This is a genomic window from Nocardia donostiensis, from assembly GCF_002081715.1.
Taxonomy (GTDB): domain Bacteria; phylum Actinomycetota; class Actinomycetes; order Mycobacteriales; family Mycobacteriaceae; genus Nocardia; species Nocardia donostiensis.
The window spans coordinates 48274-71416 of sequence record NZ_MUKP01000008.1; the positions used below are offsets into that span (position 1 = coordinate 48274).

The 23143-nt window shown below is 65.6% G+C and carries 26 protein-coding genes; 9 read left to right on the forward strand and 17 right to left on the reverse strand.

The features are described from left to right. The first annotated feature begins 283 nt into the window (after positions 1-283). Complete coding sequence (locus B0T44_RS07480) at positions 284-1753, forward strand: carbohydrate kinase family protein (protein WP_077117537.1); 1470 nt, start codon at positions 284-286, stop codon at positions 1751-1753. A 58-nt stretch (positions 1754-1811) separates the two neighbouring features. Here the strand turns inward: B0T44_RS07480 and B0T44_RS07485 are convergent, their stop codons facing one another. From B0T44_RS07485 to B0T44_RS26405, 3 genes are all read right to left on the reverse strand, one after another. Further along, on the reverse strand, positions 1812-2339 hold the full coding sequence (locus B0T44_RS07485) for a YbhB/YbcL family Raf kinase inhibitor-like protein (protein ID WP_077117539.1): 528 nt from the start codon (positions 2337-2339) through the stop codon (positions 1812-1814). 27 nt (positions 2340-2366) lie between these two features. Continuing rightward, positions 2367-3731: a M20/M25/M40 family metallo-hydrolase gene (locus B0T44_RS07490; RefSeq protein WP_077117541.1), complete on the reverse strand. Its 1365-nt coding sequence runs from the start codon at positions 3729-3731 to the stop codon at positions 2367-2369. 165 nt (positions 3732-3896) lie between these two features. After that, positions 3897-4139, reverse strand: coding sequence for a hypothetical protein (locus B0T44_RS26405; protein ID WP_139347857.1), 243 nt, complete (start codon positions 4137-4139; stop codon positions 3897-3899). Between the two features lie 262 nt (positions 4140-4401). Between B0T44_RS26405 and B0T44_RS07495 the strand changes: the two genes are divergently transcribed. Then, positions 4402-5322, forward strand: a complete 921-nt coding sequence (locus tag B0T44_RS07495; protein WP_077117543.1) for an NADP-dependent oxidoreductase — start codon at positions 4402-4404, stop codon at positions 5320-5322. Between the two features lie 132 nt (positions 5323-5454). Continuing rightward, on the forward strand, positions 5455-5976 hold the full coding sequence (locus tag B0T44_RS26410) for a hypothetical protein (RefSeq protein ID WP_139347858.1): 522 nt from the start codon (positions 5455-5457) through the stop codon (positions 5974-5976). Between the two features lie 234 nt (positions 5977-6210). Here B0T44_RS26410 and B0T44_RS07505 read toward each other — a convergent pair whose 3' ends face one another. Continuing rightward, positions 6211-6606 carry a winged helix-turn-helix transcriptional regulator gene (locus tag B0T44_RS07505; protein ID WP_217697508.1) on the reverse strand — a complete coding sequence of 132 codons (396 nt, stop codon included), beginning with the start codon at positions 6604-6606 and terminating at the stop codon, positions 6211-6213. Positions 6607-6689: 83 nt separating this feature from the next. On the opposite strand from B0T44_RS07505, the gene B0T44_RS07510 reads away from it, so the two are divergent. Beyond that, a complete protein-coding gene (locus B0T44_RS07510) occupies positions 6690-7610 on the forward strand; it encodes an LLM class flavin-dependent oxidoreductase (RefSeq protein ID WP_077117739.1) in 921 nt (306 codons plus the stop codon). Positions 7611-7891: 281 nt separating this feature from the next. On the opposite strand, the gene B0T44_RS07515 is transcribed toward B0T44_RS07510, so the two are convergent. After that, positions 7892-8236, reverse strand: a complete 345-nt coding sequence (locus B0T44_RS07515) for a ribbon-helix-helix protein, CopG family (RefSeq protein ID WP_077117549.1) — start codon at positions 8234-8236, stop codon at positions 7892-7894. Further along, positions 8233-8520, reverse strand: coding sequence for a hypothetical protein (locus B0T44_RS07520; RefSeq protein ID WP_077117551.1), 288 nt, complete (start codon positions 8518-8520; stop codon positions 8233-8235). The genes B0T44_RS07515 and B0T44_RS07520 overlap by 4 nt, the downstream gene beginning before the upstream one ends. Before the next feature lie 475 nt (positions 8521-8995). Here B0T44_RS07520 and B0T44_RS07525 point away from each other — a divergent pair, with 475 nt between their 5' ends. After that, on the forward strand, positions 8996-10504 hold the full coding sequence (locus B0T44_RS07525; RefSeq protein WP_077117553.1) for an FAD-dependent monooxygenase: 1509 nt from the start codon (positions 8996-8998) through the stop codon (positions 10502-10504). Beyond that, positions 10501-11181, forward strand: coding sequence for a TetR/AcrR family transcriptional regulator (locus B0T44_RS07530; RefSeq protein ID WP_077117555.1), 681 nt, complete (start codon positions 10501-10503; stop codon positions 11179-11181). The genes B0T44_RS07525 and B0T44_RS07530 overlap by 4 nt, the downstream gene beginning before the upstream one ends. Before the next feature lie 110 nt (positions 11182-11291). Here the strand turns inward: B0T44_RS07530 and B0T44_RS07535 are convergent, their stop codons facing one another. The 4 genes from B0T44_RS07535 to B0T44_RS07550 all read right to left on the reverse strand — a co-directional run bounded on the left by B0T44_RS07535 (position 11292) and on the right by B0T44_RS07550 (position 14413). Then, positions 11292-11954, reverse strand: coding sequence for a maleylpyruvate isomerase family mycothiol-dependent enzyme (locus tag B0T44_RS07535; RefSeq protein WP_438269016.1), 663 nt, complete (start codon positions 11952-11954; stop codon positions 11292-11294). Then, the gene (locus tag B0T44_RS07540; protein ID WP_077117557.1) at positions 11951-12436 is read right to left on the reverse strand and encodes an SRPBCC family protein; all 486 of its coding nucleotides are present in this window, start codon (positions 12434-12436) and stop codon (positions 11951-11953) included. The genes B0T44_RS07535 and B0T44_RS07540 overlap by 4 nt, the downstream gene beginning before the upstream one ends. After that, positions 12433-12771, reverse strand: coding sequence for an ArsR/SmtB family transcription factor (locus B0T44_RS07545; protein WP_081511755.1), 339 nt, complete (start codon positions 12769-12771; stop codon positions 12433-12435). The genes B0T44_RS07540 and B0T44_RS07545 overlap by 4 nt, the downstream gene beginning before the upstream one ends. Positions 12772-12943: 172 nt before the next feature. Next, positions 12944-14413: an MFS transporter gene (locus tag B0T44_RS07550; RefSeq protein WP_077117559.1), complete on the reverse strand. Its 1470-nt coding sequence runs from the start codon at positions 14411-14413 to the stop codon at positions 12944-12946. A gap of 86 nt (positions 14414-14499) precedes the next feature. Here B0T44_RS07550 and B0T44_RS07555 point away from each other — a divergent pair, with 86 nt between their 5' ends. Beyond that, positions 14500-15057, forward strand: coding sequence for a CGNR zinc finger domain-containing protein (locus B0T44_RS07555; protein ID WP_077117561.1), 558 nt, complete (start codon positions 14500-14502; stop codon positions 15055-15057). A gap of 149 nt (positions 15058-15206) precedes the next feature. Continuing rightward, entirely contained in the window at positions 15207-15833 is a 627-nt protein-coding gene (locus B0T44_RS07560; RefSeq protein ID WP_139347859.1) for a hypothetical protein, read from the forward strand. A 4-nt stretch (positions 15834-15837) separates the two neighbouring features. Here the strand turns inward: B0T44_RS07560 and B0T44_RS07565 are convergent, their stop codons facing one another. Both B0T44_RS07565 and B0T44_RS07570 read right to left on the reverse strand, forming a co-directional pair. Further along, positions 15838-16503, reverse strand: coding sequence for an endonuclease/exonuclease/phosphatase family protein (locus B0T44_RS07565; RefSeq protein ID WP_367946993.1), 666 nt, complete (start codon positions 16501-16503; stop codon positions 15838-15840). A 457-nt stretch (positions 16504-16960) separates the two neighbouring features. Then, a complete protein-coding gene (locus tag B0T44_RS07570) occupies positions 16961-17830 on the reverse strand; it encodes an alpha/beta fold hydrolase (protein ID WP_077117567.1) in 870 nt (289 codons plus the stop codon). Positions 17831-17920: 90 nt separating this feature from the next. Between B0T44_RS07570 and B0T44_RS07575 the strand changes: the two genes are divergently transcribed. Beyond that, the gene (locus B0T44_RS07575; RefSeq protein ID WP_077117569.1) at positions 17921-18481 is read left to right on the forward strand and encodes a CGNR zinc finger domain-containing protein; all 561 of its coding nucleotides are present in this window, start codon (positions 17921-17923) and stop codon (positions 18479-18481) included. A gap of 66 nt (positions 18482-18547) precedes the next feature. Here the strand turns inward: B0T44_RS07575 and B0T44_RS07580 are convergent, their stop codons facing one another. The 5 genes from B0T44_RS07580 to B0T44_RS07600 form a co-directional block, all read right to left on the reverse strand. Then, the gene (locus tag B0T44_RS07580) at positions 18548-19054 is read right to left on the reverse strand and encodes a gluconokinase (RefSeq protein WP_367946994.1); all 507 of its coding nucleotides are present in this window, start codon (positions 19052-19054) and stop codon (positions 18548-18550) included. 39 nt (positions 19055-19093) lie between these two features. Next, complete coding sequence (locus tag B0T44_RS07585) at positions 19094-19921, reverse strand: SDR family oxidoreductase (RefSeq protein WP_077117571.1); 828 nt, start codon at positions 19919-19921, stop codon at positions 19094-19096. Positions 19922-19976: 55 nt separating this feature from the next. Continuing rightward, positions 19977-21269: an NAD(P)/FAD-dependent oxidoreductase gene (locus B0T44_RS07590; RefSeq protein ID WP_077117747.1), complete on the reverse strand. Its 1293-nt coding sequence runs from the start codon at positions 21267-21269 to the stop codon at positions 19977-19979. Positions 21270-21410: 141 nt separating this feature from the next. Then, on the reverse strand, positions 21411-22295 hold the full coding sequence (locus B0T44_RS07595) for an alpha/beta hydrolase (RefSeq protein ID WP_077117573.1): 885 nt from the start codon (positions 22293-22295) through the stop codon (positions 21411-21413). Continuing rightward, positions 22292-22906 (reverse strand): TetR/AcrR family transcriptional regulator, encoded by a 615-nt coding sequence (locus B0T44_RS07600; protein ID WP_139347860.1) that lies wholly within the window; start codon positions 22904-22906, stop codon positions 22292-22294. Before B0T44_RS07600 ends, B0T44_RS07595 begins: the two co-directional genes overlap by 4 nt. Positions 22907-23143 lie beyond the last annotated feature (237 nt).

Here is a 23143-nt window from a genome sequence, read left to right on the forward strand (position 1 = left end):
AAGAACGGCCGACACGACATCGCTGCCGACATGCGGAGCGGACAAAGACCAGACGCGCGCTGACGCGCGGCGATCGGGAAGCCTCTGCATCGGTCGCGGCATGCGGATCGGGTTTGTGCTGCGCCTGCCTACGGCTGAAAAGCATCAGCGGAAATGTCCTCACCAGGCCCTCCCGTTCATCTGGTGTGCAGTTGTCTTCTACCATTGTGTCATTTGCCGGTAAGGGCAGTCAATTGCCAACTCTTACCCGGTGATTGCCGGAACCTCAACGGAAGTGGACACAATGGCCGACCCGGACACCACAGCCATGGTCGCTGTACGCAACATCCTCACCCGGCTCTGCAAACGCTCCGGCCTCAGCCCAGAACGCCTCCGCACCACCGAAATCGACGTCAACCCCCTCCTCGAACTCCCCACCATCCGCCGCCACGCCCAACACACCGGCCTCCCCCCACACCAAGCAGTCCTACCCGTCATCCGCAACCTCGCACGACAACTACCACCCACCCACCAGCTGATCACCGACGCAGAACTATCCCTCGGCCTCCTCCGCGACAACCCACCCGACGGCATCGACCTCAACCGCCTCTACGCACACGACCTCGGCGAACGACGCGAATACCTCACCACACACTGGCACCCCCTCCACGAAGCCCTCCACGCCGACCACATCCCCGCCGCACCCACCGTCCGATCCCTACGCGCCACCCCGGAACGACGCGCCTTCACCGCACTCGCCGCCCTCCTCACCTCACCCCCCACCTACAACGCCACCCCCCGACTCGGCGAAACCATCCACACCTCACCCGGCACCCTCACCGTCATCGGCGACGCCGTCATCGACCACATCTACCGCGTCGACCACATCCCACCCCACGGCACCTCCACCCCCGGCAGATTCGTCCAACACCCCGGCGGCAAAGGACTCAACCGCGCCGTCGCCGCCGCCCGACTCGGACTCGACGTACGCTTCGTCACCGCCGTCGGCGACGACGACAACGGCCACCGCATCCTCGACTACCTCCACAGCGAAAACATCGACACACGACTGATCAAAATCATCCCGCACACCACCACCCCCGTCACCGCCGTCATCGTCACCCCCACCGGAGAAAGCAGCGCCATCAGCTGCAAAGACGACCGCGTCCAACTCCACGAACACGACCTCACCGACCCCGACATCCACTCCGCCATCACCGACACCGACGCAGTCCTGCTCACCTTCGAACAACCCCCCGCAGTCATCGACACAACCATGTACACCATCCGCGGCCTACCACAACGACCCCTGGTCCTAGTCCACACCGCCCCACCGGTATCCGCACCCCAATACCTCTACAAACACCTCGGCATCGTCGACTACATGATGGGATCCACCAGAGAACTCGACCTCATGGTCCCCGAGGTCGCAGCCACCTCAGGACCACATATCGCCCAGCAACTACGCATCCTCGGCGTACGCACCGTCTGCGTTATCGAAGGCTTCGCCTGCACCGCCCGCTCCGACCGCCTCGACGTCGACATCCCCCGCTACAACGACGCCGTACTATCGGACTCCCCCGGCGCCGGAGCCGCATTCAGCGCCGCCCTGGCCTACCGCCTCCTGACCACACGCCGCCCCGCCGACGAAAAGGACTACGCCTGGGCAACAGCCGCCATGGTGGCCACCCAATCATTCGGAGACGTCCCCAACGCCATGCCCCTGGCCACCGATATCGACCGAATCGTCACACTCGCCTCCCAACAGCAGTAACCCGGAAAACCGCTGTGGCCCCGGACACAAGCCCAGGGCCACAGCGGTTACCACGAACCTACTTCTGCTCGTAGGTACCGACCAAGATGGCGCGAGCCAACGTGTGCGAGAACAGATTGAAACCCACAAACGCCGGCGTCGCCTCCGCAGGAACCCCCAACGACTCCACATCCACCGCATGCACCACCACGAAATACCGGTGCGGACCGTGCCCGGCCGGCGGCGCAGCACCCACGTACCCCGGCGAACCCGTATCGTTACGGATACTCAGCGCACCCGTCGGCAACGCGCTCGCCTCGTTACCCGCACCCGCGGGAAGCGACGTCACCGACGCCGGAATATCGACAACCACCCAGTGCCAGAAACCCGATGCGGTCGGCGCATCCGGATCGAACACCGTCACCGCGAAACTCTTCGTCTCGGGCGGAAACCCCGACCAACTCAGCTGCGGCGACATATCCTTGCCGCCCGCGCCCATCACACCGCTGACCTGAGCCATACCCAACGGCTGACCGTCGGTTACATCTTCGGAAGTCAGAGTGAACGACGGCACCTGCGGTAGAGCGTCATAAGGGTTGTAAGGCATAGGCCACACTCCTGTCTGAGGATCGATTCAGCTGTGTAACAAGAAATGCTCCATCACATTCGTACCGAACTCGAGCGCGTCCACCGGAACCCGCTCGTCGACACCATGGAACAGGGCGGCGAAATCCAGCTCCGGCGGCAACCGCAGCGGCGCGAACCCGAAGCAGCGAATCCCCAACTTCGCGAACGCCTTCGCATCCGTACCACCGGACAGCATGTACGGCACCGTCCGACCGTCCGGATCATGCGCAAGCACCGCGTCGTTCATCGCATCCACCAGATGACCATCGAACGTGGTCTCATACGAATCCAGTTTGGTGATCCACTCCCGCTCCACATCCGGGCCGATGAGTTCGTCCACCTCCCGTTCGAACGCCGCCTGCCTGCCCGGCAGCACCCGGCAGTCCACCACTGCCTCCGCGGTCTGCGGAATCACATTCGCCTTGTAACCCGCATCGAGCATCGTCGGGTTGGCCGTATCGCGCAGGGTGGCGCCGATGATCCGGGAAATCGAGCCCAGCTTCGCCAAAGTGCCTTCGATATCGGGGCTGCCCGGATCGAACTCCAGACCCGTCTCCTGCGATACCGCCGCCAAGAACTCCGCCACCGAATCCGACAGCACCAGCGGGAACGTATGCGTACCGAGCCGCGACACCGCGCCCGCCAGGATCGTCACCGCATTGTCCTCGTGCAGGAACGATCCGTGCCCAGCCCGGGCCTTGGCCCGCAACCGCATCCAGCCCAGCCCCTTCTCGGCAGTCTCCACCAGATACAGCCTGCGCTCACCCCCATCCGGTCGCGGAACCGTCAGCGAAAAACCGCCCACCTCCCCCACCGCCTCGGTAACCCCCTCGAACAACTCCGGCCGATTGTCCACCAGCCAATGCGCCCCCCACTTACCGCCGTTCTCCTCATCGGCCAGAAACGCGAAAACCAGGTCCCGCGGCGGCACCGTCCCCTCGATCTTGAACTGACGGGCCACCGCCAACATCATCCCCACCATGTCCTTCATATCGACCGCGCCACGCCCCCACACGTAACCGTCGCGGACCGCCCCCGAGAACGGGTGCACACTCCAATCCTCGGCCTGCGCGGGCACCACATCCAGATGCCCGTGCACCAGCAACGCGCCGCGCGACGAATCAGCACCCGGCAACCGGGCGAAAACATTGCCCCGCCCCGGCGCGCCGGACTCCACATACTCGGTGGTGTACCCCGCGTCCTGTAGCTGCCGAGCAACCCACTCGGCACACTCACGTTCCCCCTTGGTGGTAGCCAGATCGCCGGTATTGGATGTATCGAACCGGATCAATGTGCTGACCAGGTCCACTACCTCCGAGACCGCGCGGGAACGACCATTCGGATCGGATGCTGCACCAGTAGTTGCGGACACGCCCCTTTCCTACCATCCTTTGCTGTCTTTGCCATTTTGGTGGGGGTTGAGGGTTTGTCGGGTGATGGGGTGTGATCTACATGGTTAGATGCGCATATCTACGTATCGACATGTAATTTCTACCGCACTTTCGCGGACACTTTCCTGCCCGGAGATCCCTCTCACTCAGGCCGGTTTCCCGTCCTTCTTCGGACTGTTCCGGCATACGGTCCGCTCCCCTGGTCCTGGTCCGGCCACCGCTTCACCCAGATGAGCGCCCCCTACCCCACCGGCCCGGCGCGCCCCGATACCTGGCCGATGTCGAGGGAACGCCGCGGCCACGAACAGCAGCTCAGCGTCGTACCGGGTACCCTGCTGCCTATCGTAGGCAGCCGCCCAGACGTAGACGCGGCGCAAGTGGCTCAGCAAGCGACCGAATGGTACGCGGAGGCCACTTACACGGCGGCCGAGGAAACGGCCGTGCCAGGACCACGAGACCGACCGAACCGGTCATACTTCGACAACACGGCGCGGAAGACCCGTCGTGTCGCTGTTCGTTCCGACGCCACGACCGTGAGCCATTCACTCCTGGAGGCAGCCCGTCGACCTCACCTTCGAGTGGCCCACCAACAACGGACCCGAGTACGTACCGGCGAAGCCCAACACTACAACGACTACCGGAAGGACCTCCGTGCGAGCCATCACAGTCCGGAATCGCGAAGCTGGCATCGGCGGGTTGACCCTGACCGATCTCCCCTACCCCCACGCCGCAGAGAACGATGTCATCGTGCAAGTCCGCGCCGCCGGCTTCACCCGCGGCGAGCTGGACTGGCCAGGGACGTGGACCGACCGTGCCGGCCGCGACCGCACCCCGAGCGTCCCCGGTCACGAACTATCAGGCGTAGTCGTCGAACTCGGCCACGGCACCACTGGTCTCACGGTGGGCCAGCGCGTCTTCGGACCGACCGACTGGGCCCGCAACGGTTCGCTTGCGGAGTACACCGCCGTGGAAGCCCGCAACCTGGCACCTCTCCCCGCCGACGTCGATCACGTCGTCGCAGCCGCGCTACCGATCTCGGGCCTGACAGCTTGGCAGGCCCTGTTCGACCACGCTCACCTGAAAACTGGCCAAACCGTACTCATCCACGGAGTCGGGGGTGCCGTCGGCTCCATCGCCGCCCAGCTGGCCCATGAGGCAGGGGCCCGCATCGTCGGCACCGGCCGAGCCTCCGACCAGGCCGCGGCCGGCGATCTCGGTGTTCACAAGTTCGTCGACCTGGACAGCGAACTCCTGGAGGACGTCGGCGAGGTCGACGTAGTACTCGATATGATCGGCGGCGACATCCGCGACCGCTCCACAGCGCTACTACGTCCCGGCGGGACTCTCGTCACCATCGCCGGTCCACCCACCACCCTCCCTCACGACGGCCGAGCCATCTTCTTCGTCGTTGAACCCAACCGCGAACAACTGGCCCAACTGGCCACCCGCCTCCACGACGGCCGGCTCATCCCCCTCGTAGACACTGTCTGCTCCCTGGCCGACGCCCCCGCGGCCTTCAGCCCCGAGAGACATACCCGCGGCAGAACGATCATCGAGGTGAGCACGGACTGACGCTCGCCGGTCCCGGACAACTTCCTCGCCAAGCGGATATGGCGTAGCCGCTGGTTGCCGCTATTCGGCGCGGCGGCCGGACTCGGCCGGGCTTCGGTTGACGGATGGGCCGAAGGCGTCGACAGTGGCGACGTGGTGGAAAACGCTCAGGGACGCTGGGCAATTCGGGTAGGGCATGGCCGCTTCGGCACGCGTGTGCCGGGGGTGTTCGGGGTGATCGGCGGGCTGGTCGCCACCGCGGCGATTGCCATGGGATGCGGCGGCGAGATTTCGCAACGAGATCGCGAATGCGAGCTGTTGCGGACGGTGACGGTCGCGGGGTTCACGCGGCAATCGGTGGATACCGTGCCAGGCGATGGCGCCCACTGCCCTCGGGAGTTCTATTTCGGGCCGGCTTTCGGTGATGTTCGTGAGGTCGTGAACGCACCGGGGTTGGATCCGACATCCAATACCCGACCGCCCTACCCGTCCCACGCGGGTTCGACATCGATAGTGTTGGGCTTCGAACAGACCCGATGCCACCTCGATGCTAGGTGGTACGGGCGGACGGCGGTATTGGATCCATGGCTGGGATTGACCGATGAGCAGCGTCTGGCGATCAGGGGCGGCACGTCGGTCGTGATAGGTGTCTCGGTGAGTTGTTATAGCGGCTGACGGATTTCGACGCTCCATGGTTGTCGCGGTAGCGCCGGTGGTGACCGGCGTCGGGTGACGGTCGGTGGCGCAGGAGCTACCGACCTCGACTGGGGACGTTGTTTTCCGCGCGATTACTACCGGTACCCCTGTATGAACCGATCGCGGCGACAGCGGCTGAGCGTCCAGGAATATCGATTTCCCTGCGTTCGGATCGACGCGATCCAGATGTCGCCGTGGAATCTGTCCGATCAGTCAGGGAGTCTGTTGGCTCGGCTCGGTCGAAGACTTCGAATCGTAAGTAATTCTGGCATTGGTGATTTCCTCACGGTGTTGGCGGGTCCAGGACACCAGGGGTTCGATGATGGTGAGCAGACTGCGGCCGAGCGGGGTCAGGTCGTAATCGACGCGGGGAGGTACCACCGGGTGCACCTTGCGTATCAGGAGGCCGTCGCGTTCGAGGTGGCGCAGTGTCAGAGTGAGCATGCGCTGGCTGATGCCCTCGATCGCACGGTGGAGTTCGCTGAAACGCTGTTGCCCTTCACCTAGCATCTCCACGACCAGCAGCGACCACTTGTCGGCAAGGCGGTCGAGCAGATCCCGGATCTCGCATGAGGCGGTGTCACACACATTGGTGTGCGTGACCGACATTGAAGTGCCTTCTTCCATCGCCGCTCAGGATGCCGCATGATCGCCGTGGTTACAAGAAGTTACTGACCACACGGGAGATAACCATGGTCGATCTCGACATCGGAGTCCTACTGCCCACCATGTCCACTCGTGACGGATCCCTCGGAGATGTCGGCGCGGCCGCCCGCCACGCCGAAGATCTGGGATTCGAGTCGGTGTGGGTGGCCGACCAGCTCATCGCAGGAACAGGTGTACCCGTGCTGGAGAGTCTGACCTCGCTGGCCGCAGCCGCCGCGGTGACCGATCGGATTCAGCTCGGTCTGGGTGTTCTCGTTCTGCCGCTGCGCCCGGTCGCGTGGATAGCCAAACAGGTTGCCTCGCTTCAGCACATCTCCGGTGACCGTCTCCTGCTCGGGGTCGGAGTCGGCGGCGCCCGTCACGACCGCTCCTGGGCTGCAGCAGGTGTGCCTGCGCGCGAACGTGGCAGAAAAACCGACGAAGCGCTGCGTCTGCTGCCGGACCTGATCTCGGGCAGGCCCACACACCTGGGCAACGGCGCCCCTGCCCACAGTCCGGTCCAGCTCAGCCCACCGGCCACGGTGCCACCGATCATTGTTGGCGGAATGTCCGATGCCGCCGTCCGGCGGGCCGCTGCCCACGATGGATGGTTCGTACTCGGAGCATCCGATGACATCCCTGCGCACCAAGCTCGCCTGGGAGTACTGGCCGCAGCCAACGGTCGCACCACACCACCCATCACGGCCAACGCCATGGTGGGCCTGCACGGCGACCCCTCACTTCCCGACCACACAGCGATCCTCCAGTCACTGTCGGACCCGGACGGCATGTTCGGAATCCCGGTCGAGCACGCGGAAAGCAGCCTCGTCCGCGGCGAACCAGGCTTCGTGGCCGAACACCTGAACATATTCGCTACTCATGGCGCTGATCGGGTAGTGGTTACCTTTGTCGCCGGCGACTGGTTCCGCCAGGCCGAACTTCTCGCTCAGGCTTGTCAGCGACTGTGACCCAGCGGGGCGGCGTGGATGGCTCGGCGTTGAAAGCCTCGGCGGCACCCGCATCGCGAACCGGCCGCTCACGACAACGCGGCGCCTCTCCTCCTCCGCCGGACCGTTCCGCTGCGGAACCTATCGCCGTGATCGGTTTGAGCTGCCGTTTCGGCGGTGGGCGGACTCGTCGGGTGCGTTGTGGCAGCTGCTGCTGAGCTCCTAGCTCCCACGGACAAGCTCTCGCTCCGAACGTAGCGCGATCTTCGCGGCTGGGTTGTTCGGACGTCTCGTCACAGTCCTCACGCTGGGCGTTGGTGCAGCGGGTGCAGGCTTGCCAGCGCCGCCGTGAGCGCGCGGCGCGCGTCGGCGCGGCTGATCGGCGCGTCATCATCGTCGAGTGCGGCCAGTTCGATCGCCAACCAGTCCCGGATGAGGTCCGACATCGATACCCCGCGGGCGTCGGCTTCCTGCCGAATCCGCTGATCCATCTCGAACGGGATGCGGACCGTACGCAGCACCGTCACCGGGGCCTGCGGACCGGGCAACTCCGGTACGGGCGCGTCGTCGTCGAAGGTCAGACTGTTCAGGAACGCCTCAGCGGCCTCGGCGGTCTGCGGGTAGCCCTCGTTCGGGTCGTTGTTCATCGCCGTTCACCTTCCCACTTCACGAACTGCGCCAGAAGCTCACCGGTCACCGGCAGGACGCCGATGACCTGCTGGTCCCATCGCGAGACCGGTCGAACCACCACCGCCAACGGCTGGCCCGAACCGGTGCGGCCGATGACCATCAGGGCAGGAAGACCACCCTTGCCCCGCACCGGACGCGGCCAGCGCCGACCAGGTCCGGTGAGCACGTGCATCACCTCATGCGGTTCGACCCCGAGCTCAGCAAGTGCCTCCAAGGCCCATGCGGGCCACTCATATCCCACCTAAGCATAATACGATCGTAAAACGCCTGATGAGAGTTCGACTCCGCGTACTCGAATCCCCGGTACACGTGTCGGAGCGCTTGTCCCGAAGAGAGGTTCGGGGCCGGGGAAGAGTCTCGTCCGGTCTGCGGTTCACGCAGCGATACCGAACAGAGTCGCTCCCACAGGTACGGCAACAACGCTCTACGATGCTCTGCACGTTTACGGATCGCGCAGGTCGGTGACACCGAACTCGGCGGCGAGCCGGTCAACGGGGTATCGACGCTTGCCGCGTTCATCGAGTTCGTCGTATAACTATCGGGCCACCAGCAGCGCCTACCCACCCCAGGCGAGGCAAGCCTGCCGGATGCCTTTGTCGGCTACCGAACCGCCCGCACGGCTCCCTCGACGGAGACGGGTGCCCTGCAACGATTGACGGGCAAACCCAGGGCCAATTAGCATACAGATACGTATTCGTATGCTAATTGGAGTCAGGATGGGACACGCAGAAGTAGTAGTGGTGGGGGCCGGTCCGTCGGGGCTGACGCTGGCGGTCGGGTTGGCCGCACAGGGAGTGGCGGTTCGTGTGGTCGACACATCGAGCGGCCCGGCAGCGACATCGCGGGCGAACATCCTGCATGCGCGTGGCGTCGAGGTTTTGCAGCGGCTGGGAGCGATGGGCGACCTACGAGAACGGTCGTTGGCTCCGGTCGGTATGCGGATGTATGTGCAGTCACGTCCCATCGCGACAATGCGGTTCGCCCCAGACGACCGAGAGTCGGTGCAGGCGCTTTTCGTGTCGCAGGCTCGGATCGAGGAACAGTTGCGGCACCGGCTCACCGAGCTGGGCGTGGAAATCGAATGGGGCCGGACGGTCACCACCGCAGCCCAGGAGGCCGATGGCGTGACGGTGGAATTCGCGGACGGGACACGGTTGCGAACGGATTGGCTGGTCGGTTGCGACGGAGCGCACAGCGTGGTGCGCGACGCCGCCGGAATCGAGTTCCCTGGTGTCTCGGTGGTGGAGCAGTTCCTGCTCGCCGATGTGGACGCGGACTGGGACCGCGACCGCACCACCTCAGCAGGCTTCTACCACCGCAGCGGTCTGTTATTGGCGATTCCCATGCACGGCAACAACGATCGCGGCGACCGATGGCGGCTCATGGCAGACGTCCCGGCTGTTGATCGGCATCTTTCGGCCGCGGAAATCGTCGCTCGTTTCGAGGAGTTGCTGCGCGAGCGAGCCGGCGAGACCGGAGTGCGTATCCGAAAAGCAGTGTGGACCTCGGGGTTCCGTATCCACCGCAGACTCGCCGCAGACTACCGATCCGGTCGCATCCTGTTGGCCGGCGACGCTGCCCACATCCACAGCCCGATCGGCGGGCAGGGTATGAATACCGGAATCGGTGATGCCGAGAACCTGGCGTGGAAACTGGCCCTGGTCGTCGGCGGGCGCGCGCACGCGAAGTTGCTCGACACCTACACCGCCGAGCGGCGTCCACTGGCCACCGACGTGCTCCGCACCACAACCGCCAACACGAAAATCCTGGTCGGCGACGGGATTTTGGCGCGTTTCGTGCGGGATCGGATCTTCATCCCGCTGCTCGATTCCCCGAAGGTGCGGCAGAAAGCGACGCGTACCGCGTCCCAGCTGTGGGTCACATACCGGAAAGGTCCACTCGGCAACCGCCGAGGCCCCGCACCCCGGCCCGGGGACCGCATACCCGACCGCGAATGTGCGCGCCTCGACGGAAGCTCGACCCGCTTATACAGCGAACTGCAACCCGCATGGGTCGTCCTCGCTCACCCCGACACGTCCACTGCTGCGTTGGCGAGCGTAGCCGCGAAACATCTCGGCTCGACCGTCGTCACGTTGACCGATCCGGCAGCTCCACACGCCGCGTCGCTGATCCGTCCCGACGGGCACCTCGCCTGGCACGGCCACGACCCCGCCGAGCTGCACAAGTGGTTCACCGGCACGCTCTGCTCCAGGATGAGTGCATGAGCACACAGACGCCGCGACGTGAAGGACCGGGACGCCCTCGCGATCCCAACGCCGATGCCGCCATCCTGCGCGCCGCTGTCGACCTGCTCATCGAACGCGGCGTCGACAACACCAGCATGGAAGCCATCGCCAAACGCGCCGGCGTTGCCAAGGTCACCGTCTACAAACGGTGGAAATCCAAGGAGGACCTGCTCGCCCAAGCTATCGAGCAAGCCCGCGACGACATCCCCGGCCTGCCACCCACCACCTCTGCGACAGCCCTGCCCGACCTGATCGAGACGCTGCTACCGCAATGGGCCGAGGCCCTCGCCGATCCCAAGTATCGCCTACTCGCGGCGCGCCTCCTCGGAGCAGGCCCCAGCCACCCAGCACTGGTGAACGCCTACTGGCACCACCATGTGCTACCCCGGCGCGAACGTTCCCGCGCCCTGCTCCAGCAAGCCCAGGCCGCCGGCGTCCTCTCCCCCACTGCCGACCTCGACATTCTGCTCGACATGCTCAATGGCGCCATCATCCATCACCTGCTGTTGGAACCCGCCCGAACCCACACCACCGAAGGACCGCCACTGTCCGACCTGACCGCATACCTGCGCAGCCTGCTGCGCCAGGCCGGGTTCGCACTCCCCGACACCGCGCTCTCGTCGGCGCGCTCGCCGTCACCAGTTCCCCCGCCCTGACACTGACCGGGGATGGCCGCTTCGTCGGTCGTACCCGCCGCCGCGCTCATCGCACGATCGAAACAACCCTGCCCCGGTGATATCGGGCTGTCCACAATCGGCGAACGAGATCAATCGCCGATGCGCCCGGCCAGCCGCGCCCGTCCGGGACCGGTCAGTTCAGCGATGATGCCGCGGCGGCCGGTCATGGCCATCAGCAGCGCTTCGCCGGGACCGGAGACCAGTAGCCCTTTTCCGGTGGACCAGTCGAGGTCGGTGGCTTCCAGCCGCAGCCCCCGGATGCGCCACGGCACCCCGAGCCGGGGATTGGGGCGCACCGCAGTCAACACCCGGTGCAGGCGTTGTGGTGGGATCTGCCGGGGAATGCCGAGCCCGCGGCGGATGTCCTGGTGGTGGATGGTGCCGTCGACCAACCCGACCATCCCCCCGAAGCCCGCGGTGAGCCCACGCGGCCGCAGATGTGTGGTCAGCAGCTCCAGCAACTGATCGGGAGAGTATGAGGCGAATTCGTCGACGCCGGCCTGGTTGGCCCACAACAACCGGCCCCTGACGAACCGCATGGCCAGCCCGGTGGGACCGAGGTCGTCGTAGCTGATCATGTGGGCGACGACGTCTTTGACCGTCCACCGGTCACACAGCGTCGGCATCTGCCACTGCTGCGGTGTCAAGCCGGCCAGCAACGCCGCGAGATCCTTGCGTTCGGCCTCGGCCATATCCATATCGCTCATCTCGCCCTCCCTGATATCGGACCGGTCGCGGATCTCGCCGGTCATGCTCGTGCGCCGGAGACCTCGGCGAACCGAGCCAGCACGGCGCTCCAGCCACCACCGCGTTCGACGATCGTGTCCCGTATCGCCTTGCCCTCCACCAGCCGGTCCAGGCGACGGTGTTCGAGGGTGAGCAAGGTCTGCTCCGGCGCCTCCGCGGTGAACCGGAACTCGATCTCACTGGCATGCTCCGGATCGGGATCGAAGCGCCAGTGACCGTTGATCTGCCAGGTCACCACGATCCGGTGCGGCGGCTCCCACACCAGCACCCGCCCCCAATCACACTCCGAACCATCCGCCCCCCGCTCGAACCAACGCCCACCTACCCAGGGCTCGAGGATCACATCGGCCAGCTCGGCCGCACCGATGTGATAGGCCGACGGCCACCAGTCCCCGAACGACTCGGTGAAAAACGCAAACGCCTTCTGCAACGGCAACGCCACCGTCGCCTTGCCCTGCAACGCAGAAAGAGGAGTGGGTGTGGTCATCGATTCGGCTCCTGTCCGGCGGTATCGGTGGCCGCGGTTTCGGCGGCCTTCTGAAAAGCAGCCAGAGAGTGGTCCCAGATCCGCTGGAAATACGCCCGGAGACCGGCCAACCCGTCCGGGTCGATCCGGTAGATCCGCCGTGTGCCCTGCGGTTCGGCGACCACCAGACCGCCCTCGCGCAGCACCCGCAGATGCTGGGATACCGCCTGGCGGGTGATCGGCAGCGCCTCCGCCAGCTCACCCACCGACGCCGGTCGCCGGGCCAGGCGTTCGAAGATCTCCCGCCGCATCGGATCACCCAGAATCCCCAGATCCACATCCCTGAAAGCAGTCACTTACGTAAGTGTGCGCTTTCTCTTAAATATCCGCAAGACCACGTCCCCGCCATCGGTGGTTCGGCCCTGATAGAAGCCGGTTCAGGGCGTCAGGCCTGCGGTAGGCGGCGGCAGCGCCGGGGCTCCGAGCCGACACTGATCCGTCGGTGACGCCGTCAGATCCCCGGCTGGGTCACCGATGGGTGACTGAGCCCGCGTTCGGCGATGATTCTGCTACAGCGGGCTCAGGCCGGTGCCTGTCGAGGAGGAGTACTGCCAGGAGCCCGGCGGTCAGCAGCATGACGAACGACACCAGGAGAGCATCGCTGTATCCCTCTGTAAGTACAGCGTTGACGTCGGACTGGGTGGAATGCGCCGTCGCGGTGGCGGCGACCCCAGCCAGGATCGCGATGCCAAGCGCGACGCCGATTTGCTGGGCCGAGTTGAGGAGGGCGGAGGCGATGCCGGCCTTGTTGCCTTCGACGTGGTACACGGCCGCCTGGGTAAGTGCCATCACACCTGAACCGAACCCGAGTGCAGACAACAGCATCGCCGGGGCGAGATGCGACCAGTAACTGGTGGAGACGGTGATGCCGGAGAACCAGAGGGCCGCGAGAGCGCTGAGCACGGCACCCGATCCGGCGACGTATCGGGGGGCGAATTTCAGGAGAAGCTTCGGTGCTCCGCCGGCGCCGAGAATGATGCCTGCGGCGAATGGCAGCCACGCAGCGCCGGTCAGGATCGGCGAGTAGTCGCGAACACGCTGGAGATACAGGGTCAGCACATAGAGAGAGCCCATGGGACCGACCGCCAGCAAGAGCATCGACACGTACGCACCCGCCCGGTTGCGGTCGCGGAACAGACTGAGCGGAACCAATGGGTTGCGGCTGCGCGCCTGGCCGACCAGGAAGATGGCGAGCACGACGGCGGCCACAGCGATCAGGACCAGCGCGACAGGGTCGGTGAAGCCGTCTTCACCGAACCGGGTGATCGCGTAGACGAGGGCAAATGTTCCCGCTGTTCCGAGCACGGCCCCGGCGCTCCCGAGCTGTCCGCGATGACGTTCGGGCGCGATCAGTGTGCGGGTGCCCAACAGTACGAGCAGGCCGATGGGGACATTGATGAAGAAAACCCACCGCCAGCCCAAAGTTCCCGCCAGCACGCCGCCGAGAAGCAGGCCGATGACGATTCCGATTCCAGACATCGCACCGTAGAGCGACAGCGCAGTGTCACGAAGTTTCCGCTCGGAGAAGGTGGTGGCGATCAGCGCGAGCACGTTCGGAGCGATGAGTGCCGCGCCCAGCCCTTGGATCCCGCGCGCCGCGATGAGCATGCCAGCGGTCTGCCCGAGCCCGCCCGCAAGGGAGGCGACCACGAAGACAGCGAGACCCACCTGCACAGTGCCGCGACGCCCCCACAGGTCCCCGATCCGACCGCCGAGCAGCAGCAGCGCCCCGAAGGCAAGGATGTAGGCATTGACGACCCAGGACAGATGTACCGGGGCGACGTGTAGTTCCTGCTGGATACTAGGCAGCGCGATATTCACGATCGAGTCGTCGAGCACCAGCATCAGCTGGGCCGTGGCGATCACCGGCAGCGCCAGTACCAGGCTGCGCTGCGTCTTCGACCCCTCCCCTACCGCAGTACCAACTGCACCGGGCATGCTTTCAACCTCCTCCACGCATGGGATACCCCCGTAAGGTACCCAGCTCGTGCTAATGCGTCAATTCAGCGTGTACCGTTAGTCTCGTGGTCAAAACATTCCCCCTGACCGGCGAACCGCTCGCCCTGGATCTGGTCAACACCGCCCCCTCCCTCGGGGACCTACTCCTGACCTCGGACGATCTGCGCGCCTGGTGTGCACTGCAGACCCACCGGCTACCGCCGATCACCGACGAGATCACCGATGCGGACCTGGCCCTGGTACGTGATATCCGAGACCACACCGCGGCCGCTCTCGACCAAGCCCGCCGCGGCCAACGACCCCGCGACGCCGACCTCGAAGCTCTCGACCAAGCCCAACGCGCGGCTCCCGCGACCACCCACCTGACTTGGAACGGCACCGGCCTGACCGCCACCCGCCGCCGCGAGGGCACCACCGGGCAGCGCTTGGCCGCCGAACTCGCCGAGGCCGCCGCTGTGCTGCTCGCCGACCCCGCGGTCACCAAGATCCGCCAGTGCGACGCCCACGACTGCGTGATCCTGTTCCTGCCCACCAACCCGCGCCGACGCTGGTGCTCGGCCACCCTCTGCGGCAACCGCATGCGCGTGGCCCGCCACTACCAGCGACACAAAGCCGGGAAATGACCCCCGCCCTCGAGTAGCGATCACCGGGGCCAGAGAGCAGTCGTGAAAGAGGGGCTCGGCCCGAATGGCGAGCGTAGTTGAACTGCAAGTGGTTTCATGTCGTAGTGATTGATTCAGCCCGAGTTACTGTGGCCGCTCTAGCGGCAACGGTGATGTTGCTGCTCGCTGCCTGTTCGTCGGAGGACACAGCACCCCGGGCGCACGATCTACTTCTTTCGGCGAGCCAACTGCCCGAGCCGGGATGGACACCGCTGACCGGCACTGACCCGGAAAGCAGCGAACCCCCAGGGCCGACGCAACCCGAGTGCAGCAATCAATCGCGGACCTTGCGCACAGCAGAGATGACCGGCACAGCCAGTGCCGCATGGAAAAACGAATCCGACGTAGGAGTCGAGTCGGTCAGCAGCCACGCCTTCGTCTACACCAATGCTGCCGCGGCAGCGTCGGCGCTGGCGTCCTACCGAGATCTCGTAAGCCGCTGCACGAGGTGGGAGAACGGCAAAAGCCCCTCCGGTCGGCCCGCGACAATCGGAGAGCAAGAGCTCTTCGACGCACCTGCGGGTGAGGAATCCGTTGCGCGGCAGAGCGGAATAGTGCACCCCTACTTCACCGACATTCCAACATTCCGCACGTACTGGGTGGCATCACGCGTCGGGCAGTCGATCGTGCAGATCACTTACGATCCCGAATGGCCGCTCGACACGAAACAAGGAAGAGAAAAGGCCAAGGGACTCGCCGCGGTAGCTGCCGCCAATGTGGAAAACCACTCGGGATAAGGACCTACTGCCTTCCATGGTCCAGACGGATCTGCGCCACCAGGGCTCGGTGGTCCGCGCCCGGTAGATCCACCGTCTCCACTGCGACGGCGTGGCCTCCGGCGACGAGGATATGGTCGATACCGACCAGAGGCGGCCACCGCTTATCGGTCGGATAAGTGACCAGGTCTCCGGCACCTGACTGTTCGGCGGCGTCGGCGAAACGCCCTGACAACATCGCGCGGTACTGCGCATGATCGTAGGTCGCGTTGAAGTCGCCGCCGACGATCGCTGGACGCCCCGAAGGCGACCGCTCGAGAATTTCGCGCAGACGGGCCAGCTCGTCGGCCCACACCTGCGTACCGAACACCGGTGGCACCGGATGGAACGCATACACCGTGACCGGTCCGGCATCCGGGATACTTGCCGTCGCCGAGAGCTGGTTCAGCACGAACCCGTCGTACTCAACGGTTTCCGACAGCGGGTAGCTGCTCCAGATTCCCGTCCCGCTCGCGGTCCTTCCCGGGGAGAGATACCGGTGCGGCAACACCTGGTCGAGCCCCGCCCGGTCGAGCTCATCGACCGCGGCCGGTGTGAGTTCGTTGACGGTGAGCACAGCGATATTTCGCGCGCGCACCTGATCGACCAGCGCCCGAGGATCAGCCCCGTCGAACAGAAGATTGGCCTGCATCACCATCACGGTGCGCCCAGCCTCATCGCCCGAGCTACTGACATACAGCGGAGCTCGAGTCCACACCGCGGCAGCAACGACAACGACCGCCACCCCCACACCGCTCCAGCGTCGCATGACTGCAAACGCCACCGCCCCAACAAGCGCGGAACCCATCAGGTACGGCGCACCCGAAGCCGCTAAAACCAACACCCGAGACCACGACCGACTGAAGTGCAATGCGACTCCAGCAGCTCCTGCGAGTGTTGCAGCCCATGCAAGCACGTCGACGCCGACCCGGATCACCTTCGACATCACACCGACAGCCAAACACACAAGCTCCGCAACGCTTGCCGGTGATCAGAGCGGCAGCCTCGATCTGTATGCCATACCGCGTGCGGCTTCACGCCCCAGCGTCTTATCGGCCCGAGCCAGGAGTTTGAGCCGCAGGCATATTCCGTGAGATGTGGGGGTTGGTTCAGAGGGCGATCCGGTCGAGGAAATCGGCGATGAGTGGCGCGATATTGCCGAGGTGGGTTTCCAGGGCGAAGTGGCCGGTGTCGAAGAGGTGGAGTTCGGCGTCGGGGAGATCTTTCAGATAGGCGTGGGCCCCGGGGGAAGGAAAGAAGGGGTCGTTCGCGCCCCAGGCAATGAGAGTGGGCGGAGTGTGTTCACGCAGCCAGGACTGCCACTCGGGGTAGCGCGCGACGTTGGAGTGGTAGTCGTAGGCAAGAGCCAACTGGGCTTCCGTGCGGCCGGGGAGGTCCAGGTAGTACTGGTCCAGAGTCCATGCATCGGGGGAGAGAACAGCCGGATCGGGGACACCGTTTTCGTATTGGCTGCGGGTGCCCTCCCAGCTGAGCAGGGCGCGGATGGTGGCTTCCGAGCCGTCCTGTTCAGGCTGCAGGGCGATGAACTCTTTCGCGCCGTCGGACAGCCCAGCTTCGTAGGCATTGCCGTTCTGCACAACGAGTCCGCTGATCCATTCCGGATGCCGGACCGCGAGCCGGAATCCGACGGGGGCGCCGAAGTCGAAGACATACATGGGGAAGCGGGTCAGGCCGAGCTGTTTCACGAAGCCCTCGGTGATATCGGCGAGATGGTCGAAGCTGTACTCGAAATCAGCAGGGGCCACCGTGTTCCCGAAGCCCGGGTAGTCGGGGGCGATGCATCGGAAACGGTTACCGAGTATGTCGATCAGGCGGCGGAACTGGTGCGACCCAGAGGGAAAGCCGTGCAGCAGCAGGAGAGTCGGCGCATCGGACCGGGTAGGGATGGACTCGCGATAGAAGACCTCGACACCGTCGACGTCGATGGCGTGGTGTCGGATCTGGGGCAACTCGAACATAGTGTCTTCACATGCTTTCTCTGGGAGGAGATGCATTAGTTCTAGCCGAGTCATACCTAATCCGTCAACGCAATGAGTTACCATTAGCCTGTGAGTGAGCCTGAACCGCTGATCGGTGAGCCCCTGGCCCTGGACCTGGTCAACAGCCGTCCAGCCGGAGCCGACCTGCTGGAAACTCCGGAACAGTTGGACCACTGGCTACGTCTACAGGCCGACCGCCTACCCGAACCCTTCGCCAACCCGACCCCGGCCGACCTGCACGCCGTCCGATACGTTCGCGACCAGGTAACCGCCGCTCTGGAGGCCCTGTTGCACGGCCGTCGTCCTCCCGCCGCCGCCCTGCGCGGTCTGGGTACGGCGCAATCCGCAGCGCCGGCCATCCGTCACCTCGAATGGGACGGCGAATGCTGCGTCGCGACTGTGCGCCGCAAGGGAACTCCCGGTGAGCGCCTCGCCGCGACGCTGGCCGAGGCAGCCGTGGACCTGCTCACCGATCCGGCGCTCCCCAAGCTCCGGCGTTGCGCGGCGGATGACTGCGTCATGCTGTTCCTGCCCGTTCACCCCCGCCGCCAGTGGTGCTCTCCGGACCGCTGCGGCAACCGCGCCCGGGTCGCCCGCTATTACCATCGCCACAAGACCACATCACCCTGACGGTTCCGAGTCGGAGCGATCTCGATACGGCCGTATCCCTGCCGTAGAGAGAACAGCTCTTGCCCCTCAGCTGGTTTCGCGAACCCAAGCCGCTGCATCATGGGCGATCCGATCCGGGTCCGCCATCGCGTCAACCGTGCGCCCACGCTCATCGGCGGCGAGCGGTTCCAATGTCGCCAGTTGCGAATCCAGCAACCGAGCCGGCATGAAATGCCCTGTGCGCTTGTGGATCCGGGTGTCCAACGCATCCCTGGAGGCAACCAGATGCAGGAACAGGGCTCGGGGAGCGGCGGCGCGCAATCTGTCGCGATACCGGCGCTCCAGCGCCGAACAGCTCACCACCGCACCGTCCTCGGCGTGGTCACGCAACCATCGGGCGAGCCCGTCGAGCCAGGGCTGCCTGTCCTCATAGGTGAGCGGGTTGCCCGCAGCCATTTTCGCGATATTCGCAGCCGGATGGAAATCGTCACCGTCGGTGTAGCGCACGTCGAGCACCTCGGCCAGCCGCCGGCCGACCGTGGTCTTCCCGGCTCCCGACACCCCCATCACGATCACCACGGGGCGTTCGCCCACACCGATCTCCTCATCACTGCTCGTCGAGCTCGCCCCCGATCAGGGTTGCCGCCACTTCTCATCAGTGAGCAGCTGACTGGCCTGCGGGCCCATCAGCAGCATGCCGCCGTCGACCACATAGGACGCACCCGTGACATATCCGGCAGCCGGGGTTGCCAGGAACGCCACCACCGACGCGACCTCCTTGGCGTGACCGGGGCGGCCCAGCGGGATACCGGGTCGTGGTTCGGTGCGGGGGTCGACGTCGTGCTGACCGGTCATCGGTGTCGAGATCTCCCCCGGAGCCACCGAATTCACGGTGATCCCGTGCTCGGCCAACTCCAACGCCAGCACCTTGGTCAGCGCGCCGAGCCCGGCTTTGGCGGCGCAGTAGGGCGCGGCCCCCACCTTCGGGGTGTGCTCGTGCACGCTGGTGATATTGATGATGCGACCGCCGCGGCCCGCGTCGATCATATGCTTGGCGGCACGCTGCGAACAGAGGAAAGCACCGTCCAAGTCGACCGACAGCACATGCCGCCAGGTGTCGAAATCCATCTCCATCGCCTTCTGCGCCGTACCGGTTCCGGCGCAGTTCACCAGTACATCGATACCGCCCAGCTCGTCGGCGAGTTCGTCGACCACAGCCGCTGCGGTCGGCAGGTCGTCGAGGTCCAGTCGGCGTACGGCCGCGCGGGCCCCACGCTCGCGGACGATGCCTGCGGTGTCCTCGGCTCCTTTCCGGTCCTCGTGGTAGGTGATGCCGACATCGACGCCCCCGCCGGCCAAGGCGTCGGCGATCGCTTTCCCGATCCCGGAATCGGATCCGGTGACCACGGCACGCATCGGCGCGCCGGCACGTTCCTCCGGTAATGCAGCGACAGTAGCCATATCCCTCGGCTACCCGCTGCCCTCGCCGCCACACCCCACCAGTGCCCTCGAATGGTCACTGACGGCTGGGGATCCCTTCGCTTGCGCCGAAACTGGCTTCCTCCCGGCTGACCAGGCCCAGCCGGGTCAACGGCCGCTGAGTGACCGCATTGGTCAGGTAGGTCAGTGTTATCGCCCACCTGTTCAGCGCACGTGGCACCGCCCAGGTGTGATAGGCGCGGGTTACCGCTTTCGCAGGCAAGCCGGACAGCGGCACACCCAGCGGGTTGGCCACGGCGAACCCGGGACCGAGATCGACGACCAAGCCCATGTCCTTGTGCCGGTACGGCGCTCTGCTCCCGAAACCGAGGCTGGCGGCGACGTTCCTGGCCAGGATCTTGCCCTGCCTGCCTGCGTGCTGGGCGGTGGGCGGAGTGACCTTGCCGGGCTGAGTGAGGTCGGGGACGGCGGCCGCGTCACCGCCGGCGAAGACATGCGCGAACCCGGGGACCGTCAGGTACTCGTCGACGACCAACCGTCCCCGTTCCAGCGGCAGGCCGAGGGTTTGCAGCAGGGGCGCTCCGGTCACGCCCGTCACCCAGGCCACGGTGTAGGTCGGAACCACCGTGCCGTCGGTGAGCACGACCCGGTCGTCGCTCAGTTCTCGCAGCGATGTCTTCAGCCGGATATCGATCCCGCGATCACGCAGCACCGCCAGCACCTTGTCGCCGAGTTTCTCCCCCACCTCCGGCATTACCTGTTCGGCCAGATCGAGCAGCAGGAACCGGATATCGGTCCGGTCCAGACCCCGCCGGTCGGCGTAGGCGTCGGCGAAGGCACGCATCTGGGCGATGAGTTCGGTGCCCGCGTAGGAGGCCCCGACGACCACGAAGGTGCGGCGGGCACGCCGCATCTCCGGGTCCTCCTCATGGTCGGCCAGTTCCAGTTGGTGCAGCAGTTGTTCGCGCAGATACAGCGCTTCGGCGACTGTTTTGAGGCCGCGGGCGTGCTCGGCCAAACCGGGTACGTCGAACAGCCGCGTGACCGAGCCGGGAGCCAGGACCAGCCGATCCCAGGACAGGGTGCGCGGCTCGTGGTGTTCGCTGGTCACCGTGATCGTCTGGTTCGCCAGGTCCACCGAATCGGCAGTGGCGACGACGAGCCGCACCCGCGGCAGCGAGTCGGCTAGCGGGATGGCGACGTACCGGGGGTCGATCAGCCCGCCCGCGACATCCGGCAGCAGCGGCGTGTACAGCATGTAGTCGGTCGGCGTGACCAGCAGCACCTCGGTATCGGATCCGGCAGCTGCCAGAATTCGGCACAGCCGCTGCGCGCAGGTGAACCCGGCGAACCCACTGCCGACGATCACCACCCGCCGGGGTCCCGCAGTATCGTCTCGGTTAGCGATATCGCCGTGCGGCACGGCCACCACCTCCTCGGATTCGGCTCCCAGTCGCGATTCCCGGTTCATCGCGTCCGAAACCGTGCACCGCAGCGCTCCCCGGTGGGGTCAGCTGCCGAGCACGGTCCGGCGCAGGAAGTCCACCTGGTCGGCGATGACCTTGCCTCGGTTGTCGGGATGGTAGATCTCGAAGTGGCTGAACGGGTAGGTGCATATCTCGCTGTCAGGAGCGCGGCGGGCCAGGTCGAGGGTGTCCTCGGCGACAGTTTCGCGGTCGCTGTCGGCGATGCAGACCAGCAGTGGCACCTGCAGCCGCGGCGCATGGTTACCGGGTTTGTAGCGCATCATCGCGAGCAGCGTCCGCGGGGCGACACTGTTGCGCCAGGTGGCGCTGTTCATGGCCTCGATGGTGTGGTGGGCTCCGGGGCCGGTCATCACGGCGAGCTCACCGGGCCTGCCGACGGCCGGAATGTAGCGGGGTGCCCTGCCGAACACCCCGCGCAGCCAGTCCCCGAGGATCGCGCGCAGCAGCGCGCGCGTTTCCTCGGCGGTCCGGCCCTCGGCTTGTTTCGGGAATCCGTTGAACGGCACCTGGGCGATGACCGCCGCGATCCGTGGATCACCGGCTGCCGCGGTGACGACATGCCCGCCGCCGAGCGAACTGCCCCACAGCACAATCCGCTCCGGATCGATCCCGGGCTGTGTCCGGGCGAACGCGACAGCGGCGGCGATATCCGCCAACTGGCCGCCGATATCGGCGATCTGGCGCGGTTGGCCGCCGCTGGCGCCGAACGATCGGTAGTCGAAGGTCAATGCCACACAGCCGGCTTCGGCGAAGGCGGTGGCCGCGGCGGTCAGCGCCGGGGTGTCCTGGGTTCCGCTGAACCCTGGGCACAGCAGTACGCAGGGCCGGCCGGGGCCGGTGTCGTCGCCGTAGCGGGTGCCCACACATTCGGTACCGCCCGAATGGAAGGTGACGGTGGTTGTTTTCACGGCTGCTCCCGGGTTTCGGTGAATTCGGTGTCGAGGATGCGTTCGAGGAGTTCGAGCAGGGCGTCGCGATGCGACTCCAGGTCGAGGTCGGGGCGCTCAGCGTAGTGTTCGTGCAGTTCCCGCAGCATGCCAAGGATTGCGACGGCAGTGAACTCCGCGTCGCGTACGGCGAATTCGCCCGCGCCGGTGCCCGCGGCCAGCAGCTCGCACAGCACCGGGTGCAGTCGCGTGCCGACCTGGTCGACGACCCGATGGTGCATATCGCGGAACTGGTCGCCGTGCAGGGTCGACATCACGGCGGGGACGGTATCTGCCCGGGTAAGCGTGTAGTTGTAGTCGATATAGGCGAGCAGCCGGGCGCGGGGCGAAACCGAGATATCGCCGAGGATGTCCAGGTAGCCAGCACATATCCGTTCCGCCAGCGCGGCGATCACCTCGGTGAACACGTGTTCTTTGGAGGTGAAGTGGTGGTAGAAGCAGCCTTTCGCCACCCCCAGCTCCCTGGTGATGGATTCGACAGTGGTCCGGTCGTATCCCTTGTCGGCAAAGGTGCGCAAGGCCGCGTCGATGATCTCCGCCTTGCGGACCTCGGGCTTCTTCACTTGTCGCATGTGCGGTACCTCCTCCACACTCAAGTTAACGACCGACGGTCGGTCGGTCAAAGCAGTGAAGTCGGCGACACGAGGGCAACCGCCTCGGTACCACCACGACGAGCACCGTCGCGGGAGTGGCGATGAGACAGAGGCCGGACACTCTGAAGGAAGGCAGGTCAGTGCCGGGGGCCGATGCGCTACCAGGAGACGAACGCCAGTTGCCCGCCCGTACCGGCATAGGCCGATGAGCAGGGG

What these genes read in the sequence shown, in the direction of transcription:
- B0T44_RS07480 (WP_077117537.1), top strand. Translation starts at nt 284, where the DNA reads ATGGCCGACCCGGACACCACAGCCATGGTCGCTGTACGCAACATCCTC.
- B0T44_RS07485 (WP_077117539.1), bottom strand. Translation starts at nt 2,339, where the DNA reads ATGCCTTACAACCCTTATGACGCTCTACCGCAGGTGCCGTCGTTCACT.
- B0T44_RS07505 (WP_217697508.1), bottom strand. Translation starts at nt 6,606, where the DNA reads ATGTCGGTCACGCACACCAATGTGTGTGACACCGCCTCATGCGAGATC.
- B0T44_RS07510 (WP_077117739.1), top strand. Translation starts at nt 6,690, where the DNA reads ATGGTCGATCTCGACATCGGAGTCCTACTGCCCACCATGTCCACTCGT.
- B0T44_RS07515 (WP_077117549.1), bottom strand. Translation starts at nt 8,236, where the DNA reads ATGAACAACGACCCGAACGAGGGCTACCCGCAGACCGCCGAGGCCGCT.
- B0T44_RS07525 (WP_077117553.1), top strand. Translation starts at nt 8,996, where the DNA reads ATGGGACACGCAGAAGTAGTAGTGGTGGGGGCCGGTCCGTCGGGGCTG.
- B0T44_RS07530 (WP_077117555.1), top strand. Translation starts at nt 10,501, where the DNA reads ATGAGCACACAGACGCCGCGACGTGAAGGACCGGGACGCCCTCGCGAT.
- B0T44_RS07535 (WP_438269016.1), bottom strand. Translation starts at nt 11,954, where the DNA reads ATGACCGGCGAGATCCGCGACCGGTCCGATATCAGGGAGGGCGAGATG.
- B0T44_RS07540 (WP_077117557.1), bottom strand. Translation starts at nt 12,436, where the DNA reads ATGACCACACCCACTCCTCTTTCTGCGTTGCAGGGCAAGGCGACGGTG.
- B0T44_RS07550 (WP_077117559.1), bottom strand. Translation starts at nt 14,413, where the DNA reads ATGCCCGGTGCAGTTGGTACTGCGGTAGGGGAGGGGTCGAAGACGCAG.
- B0T44_RS07565 (WP_367946993.1), bottom strand. Translation starts at nt 16,503, where the DNA reads ATGCAGGCCAATCTTCTGTTCGACGGGGCTGATCCTCGGGCGCTGGTC.
- B0T44_RS07570 (WP_077117567.1), bottom strand. Translation starts at nt 17,830, where the DNA reads ATGTTCGAGTTGCCCCAGATCCGACACCACGCCATCGACGTCGACGGT.
- B0T44_RS07585 (WP_077117571.1), bottom strand. Translation starts at nt 19,921, where the DNA reads ATGGCTACTGTCGCTGCATTACCGGAGGAACGTGCCGGCGCGCCGATG.
- B0T44_RS07600 (WP_139347860.1), bottom strand. Translation starts at nt 22,906, where the DNA reads ATGCGACAAGTGAAGAAGCCCGAGGTCCGCAAGGCGGAGATCATCGAC.